This window comes from Caldimonas hydrothermalis (genome assembly GCF_056746695.1).
On the sequence record NZ_JBWQXA010000001.1, the window covers coordinates 507523 to 522829 of the forward strand.

The window sequence follows — 15307 nt, forward strand, 5'->3', positions numbered from 1 at the left end:
GCAGGTCGGCTTCACTCAGGAGAGCACAGACATGTTGCATTCATCCTCTTCGCGCCGCTTCGTGCTGCGCAGCATGGCCGCCGCCGTGGCCCTGGCGGGCCTGGGCAGCACCGCCTTCGCCCAGGAGGTCGTCAAGATCGGCTTTTCCGGCCCGCTGAGCGGCGGCGCTGCGCTGTACGGCAAGAACGTGCTGTCGGGCATGGAAATGGCAATCGCCGAGATCAATGCCGATGGCCTGGACGTGGGTGGCAGAAAGTACAAACTCGAGCTGGTGGCGCTGGACGACAAGTACAACCCCAGCGAAAGCGCCATCAACACCCAGCGCCTGGTGCAGGAGCACAAGACACCGGCCGTGCTGATCCCGCATTCGGGCGGCAGCTTCGCGGTGCAGACCACCAACGAGCGCCTGGGCGTGCTGCTGCTGTCGTACACCAGCGTGCCCACCATCACCGCACGCGGCAATCAGCTCACGCTGCGCATCCCGCCGGAGTTCACCGGCTACGTCGAGCCCTTCACCCGCTATGCGATGGGCAAGTACGGCAAGAACCTGGCCATTGCGAATGCCGACCACGACTACGCCAAGGCCTGGACCGCGGCCTTCAAGCCCGCCTGGGAAAAGGCGGGCGGCAAAGTCGTGGCCGAGAACCCGATGTCGTACAACCGCTCGACCGACTTCTACAGCGGCGTGAGCCGCGTGCTGGCGGCCAAGCCCGACGTGATGTTCATCGGCGGCGCCTCCGAGCCCACCGGCCTCGTGATCAAGCAGGCGCGTGAGCTGGGCTTCAAGGGCGGCTTCGTGATCATCGACCAGGCCAAGATGGACGAGATCGCGAAGGTGACGGGGGGCTATGGCCCGCTGGAAGGCTCGATCGGCGTGCTGCCGCTGGTGGAGGACACGCGAGCCCATGCCCGTGACTTCGTCGAGCGCTTCCGCAAGCTCAACCCGGGGCGCGATCCGAGCTCGGAGGTCTCGCTGAACTACACCGCCGTGCACGCCACCGCGCAGGCCATGCGCCTGGCCGGCACCGTCAGCGATGCCAAGGCCATCCGGGCCAAGCTCAACGAAGCCTTCAAGGCCCTGCCCGACAAGTACAACCCCAACGACATCGAGGGGGTGGACGAAAAGGGCGGCTCGATCGCGAACACCTACGTGGCCGTGGTCGAGGGCGGCAAGGTCCGGCAGGTGACGCTGCGCGAGCTCGGCAGCAAGTAAGCGCCGTGCCCGCCAACGCACCAGGGGCCTTGCGGCCCCATTTTTGCCTGGCGGGCGCTCAGCGCCAGTGGGCCCCCGGCATGATGCGCTTCATGAACTGATCGAACATCGGCACGGTGAAGGCCGTGTCGCCATGGTTGGGACTCCAGATCATGCCCTTCTTGATGAGTGAGCTGCGCACGGGCGCAAGCGTCGTGACTTTCTCGCCCAGGGTGTCGGCAATGTCGCCAGAACGATGGGGCCCCGCCCCCAGTTCAGCCATGGCGCGCAGGTAGCGCTTTTCCTTTGGGGTGCAGCGGTCGAAGCGCACGCGGAAGAAGCTCTCGTCCAGCTCCGCCCGCGCTGTGATGGACGCCCGCTCCACGTCGGCCAGGGTGATGGGCGATTGCGAGGCGGCATTCCAGGCATGGCTGCCCCAGGTCTGCAGGAAGTAGGCGTAGCCCTGGGTCACGTCCAAGATGCGTTGCACCGCGTCGGGCCTGATGGCCGCGCCCTCGTCCTCGATGGGTTTGACGATGGCCAGGCGTGCCGCATCGGGTGGCAGGGCCCCGATCTCGGGGAAGTCGAACATCCGTTCGGCATAGGACTTCGCATTGCCCATGCGGCCGCGCAACTGCGGCAAGCCCGCCCCCACCAGCACCACCGGGAGCTGGCGCTGCGAGGTGCGATGCAAGGCGGTGATCAGCGCGGCCAGCTGGGCTTCTTCGACATACTGCAGTTCGTCGATGAACAGGGCCAGCGCTGTGCCCGCGGCCTTGGCCGCCAGGCCGGCCTGCTCCATGAGGGCCAGCAGGTCGTGCTCGAGATCGCCGTTGTCGGCCAGGCCGGGCTCGGGCTCATAGTCGAGGCCCACCTCGATGTCCTTGTAGGTGACCTTCAGCTTGCGGGCAAAACCCGCCAGGGCGCGCAGGCCGCGGATGGCCAGGTCCTTGGCGTTGTCCAGCGCGCTCAGGCGCAGCAGGGCCTGGCGCAACTGCGGCGCCAGCAGGGCCGGCAGGGACCGCTCCTCGGGCGCTTCGACGCGGATGGTGTGGATGCCTGCGGCCTCGGCGTCCTCGCGCATGCGGTCGAGCAGCACGGTCTTGCCCACACCGCGCAGGCCCACGAGCATCACGCTCTTGGCGGGCCGCCCCAGGCGCACACGCTCCATCGCAATGTGCACCTCCTGGCGCAAGGCATCGCGGCCCGCCAGTTCGGGCGGGGGCGCGCCCGCCCCGGGCGCAAAGGGGTTGCGGATGGGGTCCATGGCGCAAATATACAGGAATTAGCAGGTTTACATCATCCGAATAAGCTCCCTAATTTGCTTGAGCTTGTGGCATCCGGACGTAGGCGCTTGGCGGGGAAAGGATGTAGGTCGCCGCCGCTACTTCTGTGTCTCATCCCGAACTTGGCTCACCGCGATCGTGTCATCGTACGGAAAAGCGTCCGCGTCAGCCCCTGACGTCCAGTGCGCCTTGGCGTCGAAGGGCTCGCCGTCAAGATACACGTTCATGATGTCGTGCCCAAATTGAGCAGCGGAGGATTTCACCTTCTCTATTTGCGTGCAGGCTTCCTCTGGATCAGTCACGTCCACAATGAATTGCCATGCCTCGCCAGGATCAAGCGGAAAATCACCGCTTGTATTGTTCTTGATAATATATTTCAGGATCATTATTTTTCTCCCAGAGGCTAACATTATTCAGCCAAATAGATGTTTCGGAAGTAGCCTTGGCTACTCCACTTCCCTGGTTGACCGATGGGATCCCAGCACGAGACTCTTACCCGATGGCCGATCAGACTTCTTGCCTTCCTAGTGACTTCTCCGTTCGGGTCAAACGTTGCCGTCTTCATGTGTCTACGACTTCCGTCACCCAACACCAGAATCGTGCAGAGAGAGCCCCTGTGCATTTGATTCTCAAGAACCTCGAGGAGGGTGTCCGCCGACGAAAGCGTCGCTTCGCTGCGCTCTTTCAGAGCGGCAGCCTTTTCCGCCTCAATACGTGCCTTCTCAGCCTCCAACTCTTCGACCTTTGATATCAGCACTTCAATCTCCTGTTCAAGCGCATCGCTGCGTTCAATGGCATTTTTGAGGGCTGCCTCCATAGCGGCAAGCTTTTCACCAGACAACTTTAAAGTCAGTTGATGAACCAGATCTGCGTGTGTTCGCACCTCTCCCCGATCGTAAAGAGGATGCATCTCAAGTAGCTGTTCAGAATCCAAAAACCCTTTTCTTCGCAATAGCATCATGACCTCAGACAGGTGAGTCTCTGTCTTCATGTCGTGACGCCAAACAGTGACGACAATTGGGTGCTGGTATCCAGGCTTGACCGCGAGGACAAAATGGCCAGCGGCTAGTCGCCCCGCTGGAGGTTCAAAGCAGGCCTCAACGTGGAATCGATCGGGATGCTGATGATCACGATGTAGAAACTCGACTCCGTTGAGCTTGAGTATAGTGTCCGCTCTGAAGTGCAGGCCGTACCGTAGGGGCATCGAGTCAGAGTTGGCATGCCCGTTAGCCTGCACCAAGACCTCGTATTGGCGCTCGTTGCGCAGAGTTGTTTCCAAAGAACTCAGTGAACCAGTCATGTAAAAGGTGCCTTTCGCCAAGTTTCTTGATTTACGCCAAAACTACAGCTTCTCCGTCTCTCCGCTCTTCGGCTGCCACTTCATCAGCTTCTTCTCGATCACGCCCACCAGGGCGTCGAGCACCAGCGCAAAGGCGGTGAGCACCAGGATGCCGGCCATCACGGTGTTGATGTCGAAGCTGCCCTCGGCCTGCAGGATGAGATAGCCCACACCACGGGCCGAGCCGAGGTATTCGCCCACCACCGCGCCCACGAAGGCCAGGCCCACCGAGGTGTGCAGCGAGCTGAAGACCCAGCTCATCGCGCTGGGCAGGTACACATGGCGCAGCAGCTGCTTCTGGCTGGCGCCCAGCATGCGGGCATTGGCCAGCACCACCGGGCTCACCTCCTTCACGCCCTGGTAGACGTTGAAGAAGACGATGAAGAAGACCAGCGTCACCCCCAGCGCCACCTTGGAGGCGATACCCAGCCCGAACCACACCGCAAAGATGGGCGCGAGGATCACCCGCGGCATCGAGTTGGCGGCCTTGATGTAGGGGTCGAGGATGGCCGCGGCCATGGGGCTGAGGGCCAGCCACAGGCCCATGGCCAGGCCCAGCACGGTGCCGATGCCGAAGGCCAGCAGGGTCTCCACCAAGGTGATCCACAGGTGCTGGTAGATGTCGGCCGCCACGAAGAACCAGTTCCAGATGCGGCCGAAGATCTTGAGCGGCTCGCCGAAGAAGAACGCGGCCTGCTGGTCGTTGTCGAAGATGAAGGTGGGCAGCAGGCCCGGCTTGGTCATCACGTGCCAGAAGCCGAAGACCACCACGAGCACACCCACCTGCCACACACGCAGGGTCCGGGGGCTGGGTTTGATGAGATGCCACATGTCGTTCATGCCGCCAGCTGCTGCCGGTAGCCCTTGAGCACTTCCTCGCGCAGCACGTCCCAGATGGCCTGGTGCAGCTCGATGAAGCGCGGGGTCACGCGCACTTCGGCCACGTCGCGCGGGCGGTCGAGGTCGATGGTGAATTCGCCGATGGGGTGCGAACCGGGGCCGGCGCTGAGCACGACCACGCGGTCGCTCATCGCGATGGCTTCGTCCAGGTCGTGGGTGATGAAGAGCACCGCTTTTTTCTTTTCGGCCCAGAGCTGCAGCACCTCGTTTTCCATCAGCTGGCGGGTCTGGATGTCCAGGGCCGAGAAGGGCTCGTCCATCAGGATGATGTCGGGGTCGAGCACCAGCGTCTGCGCGAGGCTGGTGCGCTTGCGCATGCCACCCGACAGCTGATGCGGGTAGCGGTCGCCGAAGCCGCCCAGGCCCACGCGCTTGAGCCAGAGCTCGGCCTGCTCGCGCGCGTCCGTCACGCCGCGGAACTCCAGCCCGGCCATCACGTTCTCGACCGCCGTACGCCAGGGCATCAGCGAGTCGGCCTGGAACATGTAGCCGGCGCGCGTGTTGATGCCGTCCAGGGGCTGGCCGAAGACCTCGACGCGCCCGCTGCTGGGCGCCAGCAGACCCGCCCCCACGTTCAAGAGCGTGCTCTTGCCGCAGCCCGTGGGGCCCACCACCGAGACGAACTCGCCAGGCGCGATGTTCAGCGTGACATCGCGCACCGCCGTGTAGCGCTGCGTCTTGTCGTCCCGGCTGACGAAGGTGCAGGTGATGTCCTGCAGCGAAAGCGCCGGCGCCGTCATGCCTTCGGGTACTTCGCGTTGGCCTTCTTCACGAAGTCGTTGGTGTAGACGGCCTTGAGGTCGAACTGCACGTTGTTGAGCGACTCGTCGATGCTGCGCAGCGCGCGCAGCGCGGTCTCGGCGCCGGCCTCAGGAATGCTGCCGTCGGGCGAGAGCGCCCCCTTGGCGGCCAGGAAGGCATCGATGTAGACCGCGCGGTCGCCCAGCAGGTAGCTCTCGGGCACGGCCTTGACGATGTCGGAGGGGCCGGCCTGCTGGATCCACTTGTTGGCGCGCACGATGGCATTGGTGAGCGCCTGGGCCGTGTTGGGGTGGCGGTCGAGGAAGGCCTGCGGCGCATAGAGGCACCCTGCGGGCATGGGGCCGCCGAAGACCTGGTCGGCTTCCTTCACGACGCGGGTGTCGGTGACGATTCTCAGGTCGCCCGAGCGCTGCAGCAGCGTGATCACCGGGTCGAGGTTGGAGATGGCGTCGATCTGGCCCGAGCGCATCGCCGCCACCGCGCCGCTGGACGCGCCCACGCCGATGATGGACACGTCGCTGGGCTTGAGACCGGCCTTGGCCAGCACGAAGTTGACCATCACGTTGGTGGACGAGCCCGGTGCGGTCACGCCGATCTTCTTGCCCTTGAGGTCGGCCACCGACTTGAAATTGGGCATCGTCTTGGGGTTCACGCCCAGCACGATCTGCGGCGCGCGACCCTGCAGCACGAAGGCGCGCATGCGCTGGCCCTTGGCCTGCATGTTGATGGTGTGCTCAAAGGCGCCCGAGACCACGTCGGCACTGCCGCCCACCACGGCCTGCAGGGCGCGCGAGCCGCCAGCGAAGTCGGCGATCGTCAGGTCCAGGCCCTCGTCCTTGAAGTAGCCCAGCGTCTCGGCCACCGTCAGCGGCAGGTAGTACAGCAGGTTCTTGCCGCCCACGGCGATGGTCATCCTGGGTTTTTCGAGGGCCTGGGCCTGCACCAGCGCGGGAAAGGCCAGGGCGGCCGCCGACGCGGTGGAGGCGGCGAGAAAACTGCGGCGCTTCATGGTGTGTCTCCTGTCGTTGGATCGTTCAGATCAGCAGAAGCCATCTGTCATGGTTCACTGTAACGGCCGCGTCCCGGCTGGGCTGTACGTGCTTGCCCGAAGGCCGCTGGGGCTGCTGCCCCCCCACCAGCAGCGCACGGACTGATTCCGCACGCCGTCCTTGGCAAAAGCCCGCAGCAGGCGCCAGAATGCCCCGCCATGGACCTGCTCAAGCCCCTGATCGCCCTGCTGGCCATCGTCAACCCGATCGGCGTGGTGCCTTTCTTCATCCACTTCACCCAGGGCTTCACCGAGGCGCAGCGGCGCCGCACGATCCGGGTGAGTGCCTTCACGGCCTTCCTCGTCGTCTCGATCAGTGCGCTGGCGGGCCTGCGCATCATCGAGTTCTTCGGCATTTCGATCGCCTCGTTCCAGGTGGGCGGCGGCATGCTGCTGCTGATCAGTGCGCTGCAGATGCTGCAAGCGCAACAGGCCGAGACGCGCAAGGAGGACGTGGACGAAGGAGAGACGAAAGCCGACGCAGGTGCCAGCATCGCCGTGGTGCCGCTGACCATCCCGCTGCTGACCGGCCCGGCCACGATCTCGACGATGGTGATCTACGCCCAGCAGACGCGCCACTGGTGGCAGTTGGCCGTGCTGGTGGGCTATGGGGTGGTGATCGGCGTGGCGGCCTTCCTGGCGCTGTCGGCCGCCGGACGCATCGCACGCCTGCTCGGGCGCACCGGCATCAACGTGATGACCCGGCTGATGGGGCTGATCCTGGCCGCACTGGCCGTGGAGATCATGGCCGAGGGGCTGCTCAAACTGTTCCCGGCCTTGGCTGGCGCTACTTGAGGCGCAGGCCCGCGGCGTCGTAGACCTGCACCTCGATGGGGATGCCCGCCCCCACGCTCTGGGTCACGGTGCAAAACGCCTCGAATTGCGACAGCGCACGCTCCAGATGATCGATCTGGGCGGCCGGCACGCCCAGATGCACGACGGCGCGCATCTTCAGCACGCGCAGCCGACCCTCGGCGTTGCGGCCCACGTCGGCCGTGACCTGCGCACGCAAAGGCTCGGGCGACTGCTTGTACTTGCGCAAGGCAAACAGCAGGGAATCGCTCAAGCAGTTGCCCACGGCCGCAGCCAGCAGCTGCACCGGCGAGGGCCCGGCGCCGCCGCCCAGCGGTGCGGGCTCATCGGCCACGAGTCCCGGCACACCGGCGCCGAACTCGATATGGAAGCGATAGTCCTGTTGCTGTTGCAGCGAGACGGTGATGACGGCATCGCTCATGCGGCCCTCACAGCGCATTGACCGGGATCTTGAGATACGACACGCCATTGGCCTCGGGCGGGGGCAGTTCGCCGGCACGGATGTTCACCTGCACCGACGGCAGGATCAGCGTGGGCATCTCCAACGTGGCGTCTCGCTTGGTGCGCATCTCGACGAAGGCCTCTTCGCTGACGCCATCGTGGATGTGGATGTTGTGCGCGCGCTGCTCGGCCACCGTGGACTCCCAGGCCGGCGCGCGACCCGGCGGGGGATAGTCGTGGCACATGTACAGGCGAGTGTGCGGCGGCAGGCTCAGCAGTTTGCGCACCGAGCGGTACAAGGCATGCGCATCACCGCCCGGGAAATCGCAACGGGCCGTGCCCACATCGGGCATGAACAAGGTGTCGCCGACGAACACGGCGTCGCCCACCTGGTAGGCCATGCACGCCGGGGTGTGACCCGGCACCGACAAGGCTCGGGCCTGCAGCTCGCCGATCGTGAAGGTCTCTTCGTCTTGCCACAGATGGTCGAACTGCGCCCCATCGGTGCGAAATTGGGGCTCCAAATGGAACACCCGCTTGAACACATCTTGCACCTTCGTGATGGCCGCACCGATGGCGATGCGTCCCCCAAGCTCGCGCCGGATGTACGGCGCGGCCGACAAATGATCGGCGTGGGCGTGGGTTTCGAGGATCCATTGCACCGTCAGGCCCTGCTCGCGCACGAAAGCTATCAGGCGGTCGGCTGAAACGGTACGGGTGCGTCCGGACTTCGGATCGAAATCCAGCACCGAGTCGATCACCGCCGCATGTCCGCCCGGGCGGTCATAGACGACATAGCTCACCGTCCAGGTGGCCGGGTCGAAGAAGGCTTGCACTTGGGGCTGCATCAGAAGGCTCCGCAAAGAAGTGTCGATGCGATCAATATATTGACTGATAGTTTGTTTGTCAATATACTATTGTCAACGAAACTGATAGGAGGTCCTGTGCACCCCGATCTCGCTTTGGACCCGCAGCGCGTGCGCGCCGCGGCCGATGCCGCCTGTCGCTTGATGAAGGTCTTGTCTAACCCCGACCGGCTCTTGCTGTTGTGCGAGCTGTCACAAGGCGAGCGCCGCGTCGGGGAATTGGAGGCCTTGTGCGGCATCACCCAGCCCACGCTGTCGCAGCAGCTGGGCGTGTTGCGCGACGAGGGCCTGGTGGCCACGCGCCGCGAGGGCAAGCACATCCATTACCGCATCGACAGCCCCCAGGCCCTGGCCGTGATGCGGGTGTTGTACGAACAGTTTTGCCAGTGAGGTTTGAATGATCACGATCGATTGGACGCATTTCACCCCGTGGATGTCTTTGGCCGGCGGCCTGTTGCTGGGCGTGGCGGCGGCTTTGTTCATCCTGCTCAATGGGCGGGTGCTGGGCATCAGCGGCATCGTGGCGGGCTTGCTGCGACCGCGCCGCGGCGACACGAGCTGGCGATGGGCTTTCGTGCTGGGCCTGTTGGCTGCGCCCGCCGTCTACGCCGGGCTGGCCCCGCTGCCCGAGGCGCGCATCGACGCCAGTTGGGGCGTGCTGGTGATCGCCGGCTTGCTCGTCGGTGTGGGCACCCGCTACGGCGCGGGCTGCACCAGCGGGCACGGCGTGTGCGGGCTGTCGCGCCTGTCGCCGCGCTCGCTGGTGGCCACGCTGGCCTTCATGGGCACCGGCTTTCTCACCGTGTATGTCGTTCGTCACCTGTTCGCCTGAGGCTGGAGGGACTCTCTCATGCAACGCTTGACTGAATTCGCCGTGGGCCTGCTGTTCGGGCTGGGCCTCATCCTGTCTGGCATGACCGATCCGGGCAAAGTGCTGGGCTTTCTGGATCTGTTCGGGGCCTGGGACCCCTCGCTCGCCTTCGTGATGGGCGGGGCCATCCTGGTGGGTGTGGGCGCCTTTGCCGTGGCCAAGCGCCGCACCACCAGCTTCCTGGGCGGCGCCATGCACCTGCCCCAGCGACGCGACATCGACCGCCGCCTCGTCGTGGGCAGCCTCACCTTCGGTGTGGGCTGGGGCCTGGCAGGCTTCTGCCCGGGCCCGGCGCTGGTGTCTCTGGGGGCGCTGCAGCCCAAGGCGGTGGTGTTCGTGCTGGCGATGCTGGCCGGCATGGCCCTCTACGAGTTCGCGCAGGCCGCCCGCGAGAAGCGGGCCGCGGCCGCCTGACACAGGCGGTCCATGCGCGCCCTGCCCGCCTGGCTGCGTGAGTACCGCCGCGAATGGCTGGCGGGCGATCTCACGGCCGGCCTCATCGTCACGGTGATGCTGATCCCGCAGAGCCTGGCCTATGCCTTGCTCGCCGGCCTGCCTGCGCAGGTGGGCCTCTACGCCAGCCTGCTGCCGCTGGTGGCCTATGCGCTGGTGGGCTCGAGCATGACCTTGGCCGTCGGCCCGGTGGCGGTGGCCTCGCTGATGACCGCCAGCGCCCTGCAGCCGCTGGCGGTCCCCGGCTCGCCCGAGTACGTGGCGCTGGCCATGCAGCTGGCCCTGCTGTCCGGGGTGATGCTACTGACTTTCGGCGCGCTGCGCCTGGGCTTCCTCGCGCACTTCCTCAGCCACCCGGTCATCAGCGGCTTCATCACCGGCTCGGCCGTGGTGATCGCCGTGGGGCAGCTGCCGCACCTGCTGGGCGTGAAGGTCCAGGCCCACGGGGTGTGGGAGACGCTCGCCGCGCTGGCGCAGGCCTTGCCGCAGACCCAGCCGGTCACCCTGGCCCTGGGTGGGGGCAGCGTGCTGTTCCTGTGGCTCGCGCGGCGCTTCCTGGCGCAGGGCCTGGCCCGGCTGGGCCTGCCTGCCGGTGCGGCAGAGCTGCTGGCCAAGCTGGCGCCGATGGCGGCCGTGCTCGTGACCACGGCCCTGGTGGCCGCGCTGGGCCTGGCCGAGACCGCCGGCGTGCGCATCGTGGGGGCCGTGCCCCAGGGCCTGCCCTCGCTGGCGGTGCCCCTGCCCCGCCTGGAAACCCTCGGGCCGCTGCTGCTGCCCGCGCTGCTGATCTCGCTGGTGGGTTTTGTCGAAAGCGTATCCGTGGCGCAGTCGCTGGCGCTCAAGCGGCAAGAGCGCATCCGGCCCGACCGCGAGCTGCTCGGCCTGGGCGCGGCCAACCTGGCCAGCGCCATCTCTGGGGGCTATCCGGTCACGGGCGGTTTCGCGCGCTCGGTGGTGAACTTCGCGGCCGGCGCCCGCACGCCGCTGGCCGGCGTGATCTCCGCAGCCCTGATGGCCCTGGTGGTGGCAGCCTTCACCGGCCTCTTCCACCACCTGCCCCAGGCCGTGCTGGCGGCCACCATCATCGTCGCCGTGACGTCGCTGATCGACACCCACACGCTGAAGGAGGCTTGGCACTATGACCGCGGCGACGTGCTGTCGCTCATCGCCACCGCCGCCGGGGTGATCGCCCTGGGCGTGGAAGCCGGCATTGCCATCGGCGTGGCCTGTTCGCTGGGGGTGCTGGTGTGGCGCAGCAGCCACCCGCACATCGCGGTGGTGGGCCGCGTGCCGGGCACCGAGCACTTCCGCAACGTCGAGCGCCACCGGGTCGAAACGGTGCCGGGCCTGCTGGCCCTGCGCGTGGACGAAAGCCTGTACTTCGCCAATGCCGCCGTGATCGAGGATCGCATCGAAGCCCATCTGGCCGCCGATCCCGGCATCCGCCAGGTGCTGCTGGTATGCCCGGCCGTGAACCTGATCGACACCACTGCGCTGGGCGTGCTCACCGAACTGCAGCGCAGCCTGGCGCGCCGCGGCATCGCGTTGTCGCTCTCGGAGGTCAAGGGCCCGGTGATGGACCGGCTGCGCGGCACGCCGCTGGGCCAGGCGCTCGAAGGGCGGATCCACCTGAGCACCCACGAGGCCTTCGAGCAGGCCCGGCGCACGCTGGGCGCCGTCTGAGCTTCAGCGTGCCACCGGCACCCAGGCCTGCAGGTGCGGCAGCATCGCGCGGTAGGGTGCCAGCAGCACCAGGGCCATCAGCCACTTCACGGCCAGATCGCCTGCGCCCAGCATGAGCCAGTCGAACTCGCTGCCGGCAAAGGCGATGTAGAAGAAGATCGCCGTGTCGATCACCGAGGCCAGCAGCGAGCCGATCAGCGGCGCCTTCCACCAGCTCGCCTGGCGCAGGCGGTTGAAGACGGCGATGTCCAGCGCCTGGGCCGCCAGGAAAGCCGTGCCCGAGGCCAGCGCGATACGCCAAGGCGCCAGCGCCAGCGACACACCCACGGCGATCACGAAGCCCACGGCCGCCACCTTGCGCGCGGCCGCCGGGCCCACGGCTCGGTTGGTCAGGTCGGTGACGAGAAAGATCAGCGGATAGGTGAAGGCACCCCAGGTGAGCCAGTCGTTGATGACGAACTGGACCAGCACGTTGGAGAGCACGATCACCGCCGCCATCGCAAGGATGGGGCGCCAGAGAGGGCGGAGGTCTTGGACGAGAGACATAGCGGGCGTGATTGTCGCGCGGCGCAAGTGGTCCTGGCGCGATTCACCCATTGTTCATTCAGATGAACAATGAGGTCAGCCATCCGCACCGCCCAGGGCCGCCGCCGCGGCGTGTCGCGCTCTAGACTAGGGCTGCTGCGACAGGAGGTGGAGCATGAGGCCAACGACGAACGGTCTGCAGTTCGACTACGTCATCGTCGGCGCCGGCACGGCGGGCTGCCTGCTGGCCAACCGGCTCAGCGCCGATGCGTCCAAGCGCGTGCTGCTGCTCGAAGCCGGCGGGCGCGACAACTACCACTGGATCCACATCCCGGTGGGCTACCTCTACTGCATCGGCAACCCGCGCACCGACTGGCTCTATCAGACCGAGCCCGATGCCGGTCTGAACGGCCGCCGGCTGCGCTACCCGCGCGGCAAGGTGCTGGGCGGCTGCTCCAGCATCAACGGCATGATCTACATGCGCGGCCAGTCGCGCGACTACGACCTGTGGGCCCGTCTCACCCGTGACGACGCCTGGCGCTGGGAGGTCTGCCTGCCCTTCTTCAAGCTGCACGAGGACCACTGGCGCCTGGACCAGCCCGACCCTGGCAACCCCGGGTTCCGGCAACTGCACGGCCACGGCGGCGAATGGCGCGTGGAAAGACAGCGCCTGCGCTGGGAGGTGCTCGACGCTTTCGCGCAGGCCGCGCAGCAGGCCGGCATCCCGGCCACCGACGACTTCAACCGTGGCACCAACGAGGGCGTGGGCTACTTCGAGGTGAACCAGCGCCGCGGCTGGCGCTGGAACACCACCAAGGCCTTCCTGCGCCCGGCGCTGCGCCGCCCCAACCTGACGGTGTGGACGCACGCCCAGGCCAGCCGCCTGCTGCTGCAGCGCAGGCCCGACGGCCGCTGGCACGCCCGGGGCGTCGAGGTGCACACCCGTCATGGCGTGCAGCAGGTGCAGGCCGCGCGCGAGGTGCTGCTCACCGCCGGCGCCATCGGCACGCCGCAACTGCTGCAACTCTCGGGCATCGGGCCCGGCGCCTTGCTGCGCGACCTTGGCATCGAGCTGCGCCACGAGCTCCCCGGCGTGGGCGAGAACCTGCAGGACCACCTGCAGATCCGCGCGGTGTACTCGGTGCAAGGCGTGACCACGCTGAACACCCTGGCGAACTCGCTGTGGGGCAGGCTGCGCATTGGCCTGGAATACGCCTTCAAGCGCAGCGGGCCGATGAGCATGGCGCCCTCGCAACTGGGCGCGTTCACGCGCTCGTCACCGGCGCACGACTGGCCCAATGTGGAATACCATGTGCAGCCGCTCTCGCTCGAGGCCTTCGGCGAGCCGCTGCATCGCTTCGATGCCTTCACCGCCAGCGTGTGCAACCTCAACCCCACCAGCCGCGGGCATGTGCGCATCTGCTCGCCGCGCTTCGAGGACGCCCCGCGCATCGCGCCGAACTATCTTTCCACGCCCGAAGACCGCCAGGTGGCCGCCGACTCGCTGCGCCTGACGCGGCGCATCGTGGCTCAGCCGGCGCTGGCGAAGTACCGTCCGCAGGAAGTCAAGCCCGGCGTTCAGTTCCAAAGCGATGAAGAACTGGCCCGCCTGGCCGGCGACATCGCCACCACCATCTTCCACCCGGTGGGCACCTGCCGCATGGGCACGGCCGACGACTCCGGCGCCGTGGTCGATACCCGCTTGCGCGTGCGCGGTGTGGCCGGCCTGCGCGTGGTGGACGCGAGCGTGATGCCCACCATCACCAGCGGCAACACCAATGCGCCCACGTTGATGATCGCCGAGCGTGCCGCGCAGTGGATCGCCGAGGCCCACCGCTAACATTCCCCTATGTTCACGCTGTTTGCCGCTGCCTTCGTGCTGGGCCTGGTCTTCAACGCCGCGCCCGGCGCCGTCTTTGCCGAAACCGTGCGCCAGGGCCTGCGCGGCGGCTTCCGTCCGGCCTTTGCGGTGCAGGTGGGCTCGCTGGTGGGCGACGGGGTGTGGGCCGTGCTGGGCCTGGCCGGCGTGGGCGTGCTGCTGCAGGTGCAGGCGCTGCGCTGGCCCATCGGCCTGGCCGGCGTGGCTTATCTGGCCTGGCTGTCGTGGGACGCCTGGCGCTCGGCCAGCCACGAGCTCCACCTCGACGTGGCCGGCGCGCCGCGTGCCAGCACCTCGCGGGCGCTGCGCTCGGGTGTGACGCTGTCGCTCACCAACCCCCACAACATCGCCTTCTGGGCGGCCCTGGGCAGCGCGTTGGGCGCCGTGGGCGTGCAGCAACCCACGGCGGCCGACTATGGCCTTTTCCTCGCCGGCTTCATGGCCTCGTCGGTGCTGTGGTGCTTCGTCTGCGCCGCCATCGTCGACCGGCTGTTCCGTCGGGCCGGGGCCCGCTGGGCGCGCATCACCTACCGGCTGTGCGCGCTGGCCTTCCTGGCGCTGGCCCTGGCCTCGCTGCGCGATCTGCTGGCATCGCCCGCTCAACCGCCGGCCGCCTCGCCCGCCGCACTGGAGCGTCGGCTGTAGCCCCCCTGGGGAACCACGCTCGCCCGCCCCCCCAAGGCCGGCCCGCCAGGGTGTGACATATTGCACACTTGGTCACTCTGGTGCACGATGAGGCCCGGAACCAGGCCACCGCCCCAGGAGACAAGGCGACATGCTCGGCCGGATCATCGTCAACATCGCACTGGCGCTCGCCCTCGGCGGAGCCGGGGGCTATCTGCTGGCCCAGGATGCCCTGTTCCTGCCGGCCAAGGTGCACCCCACGGCCGGCACGCTCTTTGCCGGCTGGTCGCTGTGGTCCTTGGCGGTGACGCTGTTTGCGCTGGCCGGCTTTGCCGCGCTCGCCGCCCGCGACTGGTGGGCCGTGCGCCGCCGGCGCGCGCCACTGCCCACGCGCCTGAGCCGCCTGATGCGCTATGCCTTGACCCTGGTGCTGGCCGCATCGAGCCTGGCCCTGGCCTTCGCAACGGCCGAGGACTTCCAAGCCCCGCCCGGCACGGTGCAGCCCCTGCCGGTGCGCGGGGTCGTGACCTGAGGGCGCCGCGTACCGATCAGCGCGCCGCTGCGTTCGTCCCCGAACGGGTCGGCCACCGACATCATCACCTGGGCCCCTTCGGCCATAGCGCGC

18 protein-coding genes are annotated in these 15307 nt (G+C 67.1%); 9 read left to right on the forward strand and 9 right to left on the reverse strand.

The window, feature by feature from the left end; genetic code table 11:
* Window positions 1–31: 31 nt before the first annotated feature.
* Complete coding sequence (locus AC1ECW_RS02490) at window positions 32–1213, forward strand: ABC transporter substrate-binding protein (protein WP_481201107.1); 1182 nt, start codon at window positions 32–34, stop codon at window positions 1211–1213.
* A gap of 58 nt (window positions 1214–1271) precedes the next feature.
* On the opposite strand, the gene AC1ECW_RS02495 is transcribed toward AC1ECW_RS02490, so the two are convergent.
* The 6 genes from AC1ECW_RS02495 to AC1ECW_RS02520 all read right to left on the reverse strand — a co-directional run bounded on the left by AC1ECW_RS02495 (window position 1272) and on the right by AC1ECW_RS02520 (window position 6488).
* Window positions 1272–2459 (reverse strand): AAA family ATPase, encoded by a 1188-nt coding sequence (locus tag AC1ECW_RS02495; RefSeq protein ID WP_481201108.1) that lies wholly within the window; start codon window positions 2457–2459, stop codon window positions 1272–1274.
* Between the two features lie 117 nt (window positions 2460–2576).
* Window positions 2577–2864 carry a hypothetical protein gene (locus AC1ECW_RS02500; RefSeq protein ID WP_409661360.1) on the reverse strand — a complete coding sequence of 96 codons (288 nt, stop codon included), beginning with the start codon at window positions 2862–2864 and terminating at the stop codon, window positions 2577–2579.
* Between the two features lie 23 nt (window positions 2865–2887).
* Window positions 2888–3799 carry a hypothetical protein gene (locus tag AC1ECW_RS02505; RefSeq protein ID WP_409661363.1) on the reverse strand — a complete coding sequence of 304 codons (912 nt, stop codon included), beginning with the start codon at window positions 3797–3799 and terminating at the stop codon, window positions 2888–2890.
* A 21-nt stretch (window positions 3800–3820) separates the two neighbouring features.
* Window positions 3821–4648, reverse strand: a complete 828-nt coding sequence (locus AC1ECW_RS02510) for an ABC transporter permease (protein ID WP_409661507.1) — start codon at window positions 4646–4648, stop codon at window positions 3821–3823.
* 5 nt (window positions 4649–4653) lie between these two features.
* Window positions 4654–5457, reverse strand: coding sequence for an ABC transporter ATP-binding protein (locus AC1ECW_RS02515; RefSeq protein ID WP_481201109.1), 804 nt, complete (start codon window positions 5455–5457; stop codon window positions 4654–4656).
* Complete coding sequence (locus AC1ECW_RS02520) at window positions 5454–6488, reverse strand: ABC transporter substrate-binding protein (protein ID WP_409706309.1); 1035 nt, start codon at window positions 6486–6488, stop codon at window positions 5454–5456. Before AC1ECW_RS02520 ends, AC1ECW_RS02515 begins: the two co-directional genes overlap by 4 nt.
* A gap of 198 nt (window positions 6489–6686) precedes the next feature.
* On the opposite strand from AC1ECW_RS02520, the gene AC1ECW_RS02525 reads away from it, so the two are divergent.
* The gene (locus AC1ECW_RS02525) at window positions 6687–7322 is read left to right on the forward strand and encodes a MarC family protein (protein ID WP_409706316.1); all 636 of its coding nucleotides are present in this window, start codon (window positions 6687–6689) and stop codon (window positions 7320–7322) included.
* On the opposite strand, the gene AC1ECW_RS02530 is transcribed toward AC1ECW_RS02525, so the two are convergent.
* A complete protein-coding gene (locus AC1ECW_RS02530) occupies window positions 7315–7761 on the reverse strand; it encodes an OsmC family protein (RefSeq protein WP_481201110.1) in 447 nt (148 codons plus the stop codon). The genes AC1ECW_RS02525 and AC1ECW_RS02530 overlap by 8 nt on opposite strands.
* 7 nt (window positions 7762–7768) lie before the next feature.
* Window positions 7769–8629, reverse strand: a complete 861-nt coding sequence (locus AC1ECW_RS02535) for an MBL fold metallo-hydrolase (RefSeq protein WP_409706323.1) — start codon at window positions 8627–8629, stop codon at window positions 7769–7771.
* Between the two features lie 96 nt (window positions 8630–8725).
* On the opposite strand from AC1ECW_RS02535, the gene AC1ECW_RS02540 reads away from it, so the two are divergent.
* From AC1ECW_RS02540 to AC1ECW_RS02555, 4 genes are read left to right on the forward strand one after another with little or no spacing between them, the layout of a single operon-like run.
* Entirely contained in the window at window positions 8726–9037 is a 312-nt protein-coding gene (locus AC1ECW_RS02540) for an ArsR/SmtB family transcription factor (protein ID WP_481201111.1), read from the forward strand.
* A gap of 10 nt (window positions 9038–9047) precedes the next feature.
* Complete coding sequence (locus tag AC1ECW_RS02545; RefSeq protein ID WP_481201209.1) at window positions 9048–9479, forward strand: YeeE/YedE family protein; 432 nt, start codon at window positions 9048–9050, stop codon at window positions 9477–9479.
* An 18-nt stretch (window positions 9480–9497) separates the two neighbouring features.
* A complete protein-coding gene (locus AC1ECW_RS02550) occupies window positions 9498–9932 on the forward strand; it encodes a DUF6691 family protein (RefSeq protein WP_481201112.1) in 435 nt (144 codons plus the stop codon).
* A 12-nt stretch (window positions 9933–9944) separates the two neighbouring features.
* Window positions 9945–11654 carry a SulP family inorganic anion transporter gene (locus AC1ECW_RS02555; RefSeq protein ID WP_481201113.1) on the forward strand — a complete coding sequence of 570 codons (1710 nt, stop codon included), beginning with the start codon at window positions 9945–9947 and terminating at the stop codon, window positions 11652–11654.
* 3 nt (window positions 11655–11657) lie between these two features.
* Here the strand turns inward: AC1ECW_RS02555 and AC1ECW_RS02560 are convergent, their stop codons facing one another.
* The gene (locus AC1ECW_RS02560) at window positions 11658–12152 is read right to left on the reverse strand and encodes a VUT family protein (protein WP_481201114.1); all 495 of its coding nucleotides are present in this window, start codon (window positions 12150–12152) and stop codon (window positions 11658–11660) included.
* A gap of 202 nt (window positions 12153–12354) precedes the next feature.
* Here AC1ECW_RS02560 and AC1ECW_RS02565 point away from each other — a divergent pair, with 202 nt between their 5' ends.
* The 3 genes from AC1ECW_RS02565 (at window position 12355) to AC1ECW_RS02575 (ending at window position 15214) form a co-directional block, all read left to right on the forward strand.
* Entirely contained in the window at window positions 12355–14019 is a 1665-nt protein-coding gene (locus AC1ECW_RS02565) for a GMC family oxidoreductase (RefSeq protein WP_481201115.1), read from the forward strand.
* A gap of 9 nt (window positions 14020–14028) precedes the next feature.
* Complete coding sequence (locus AC1ECW_RS02570) at window positions 14029–14703, forward strand: LysE family transporter (protein WP_409706341.1); 675 nt, start codon at window positions 14029–14031, stop codon at window positions 14701–14703.
* A gap of 130 nt (window positions 14704–14833) precedes the next feature.
* Window positions 14834–15214: a hypothetical protein gene (locus tag AC1ECW_RS02575; RefSeq protein WP_481201116.1), complete on the forward strand. Its 381-nt coding sequence runs from the start codon at window positions 14834–14836 to the stop codon at window positions 15212–15214.
* The last annotated feature ends 93 nt before the right edge of the window (window positions 15215–15307 follow it).

Coding starts and splice junctions, on each gene's coding strand:
- AC1ECW_RS02490 (WP_481201107.1), top strand. CDS start 32: ATGTTGCATTCATCCTCTTCGCGCCGCTTCGTGCTGCGCAGCATGGCC.
- AC1ECW_RS02515 (WP_481201109.1), bottom strand. CDS start 5,457: ATGACGGCGCCGGCGCTTTCGCTGCAGGACATCACCTGCACCTTCGTC.
- AC1ECW_RS02570 (WP_409706341.1), top strand. CDS start 14,029: ATGTTCACGCTGTTTGCCGCTGCCTTCGTGCTGGGCCTGGTCTTCAAC.
- AC1ECW_RS02575 (WP_481201116.1), top strand. CDS start 14,834: ATGCTCGGCCGGATCATCGTCAACATCGCACTGGCGCTCGCCCTCGGC.
- AC1ECW_RS02500 (WP_409661360.1), bottom strand. CDS start 2,864: ATGATCCTGAAATATATTATCAAGAACAATACAAGCGGTGATTTTCCG.
- AC1ECW_RS02550 (WP_481201112.1), top strand. CDS start 9,498: ATGCAACGCTTGACTGAATTCGCCGTGGGCCTGCTGTTCGGGCTGGGC.
- AC1ECW_RS02560 (WP_481201114.1), bottom strand. CDS start 12,152: ATGGCGGCGGTGATCGTGCTCTCCAACGTGCTGGTCCAGTTCGTCATC.
- AC1ECW_RS02495 (WP_481201108.1), bottom strand. CDS start 2,459: ATGGACCCCATCCGCAACCCCTTTGCGCCCGGGGCGGGCGCGCCCCCG.
- AC1ECW_RS02525 (WP_409706316.1), top strand. CDS start 6,687: ATGGACCTGCTCAAGCCCCTGATCGCCCTGCTGGCCATCGTCAACCCG.
- AC1ECW_RS02535 (WP_409706323.1), bottom strand. CDS start 8,629: ATGCAGCCCCAAGTGCAAGCCTTCTTCGACCCGGCCACCTGGACGGTG.
- AC1ECW_RS02520 (WP_409706309.1), bottom strand. CDS start 6,488: ATGAAGCGCCGCAGTTTTCTCGCCGCCTCCACCGCGTCGGCGGCCGCC.
- AC1ECW_RS02530 (WP_481201110.1), bottom strand. CDS start 7,761: ATGAGCGATGCCGTCATCACCGTCTCGCTGCAACAGCAACAGGACTAT.
- AC1ECW_RS02555 (WP_481201113.1), top strand. CDS start 9,945: ATGCGCGCCCTGCCCGCCTGGCTGCGTGAGTACCGCCGCGAATGGCTG.
- AC1ECW_RS02565 (WP_481201115.1), top strand. CDS start 12,355: ATGAGGCCAACGACGAACGGTCTGCAGTTCGACTACGTCATCGTCGGC.
- AC1ECW_RS02510 (WP_409661507.1), bottom strand. CDS start 4,648: ATGTGGCATCTCATCAAACCCAGCCCCCGGACCCTGCGTGTGTGGCAG.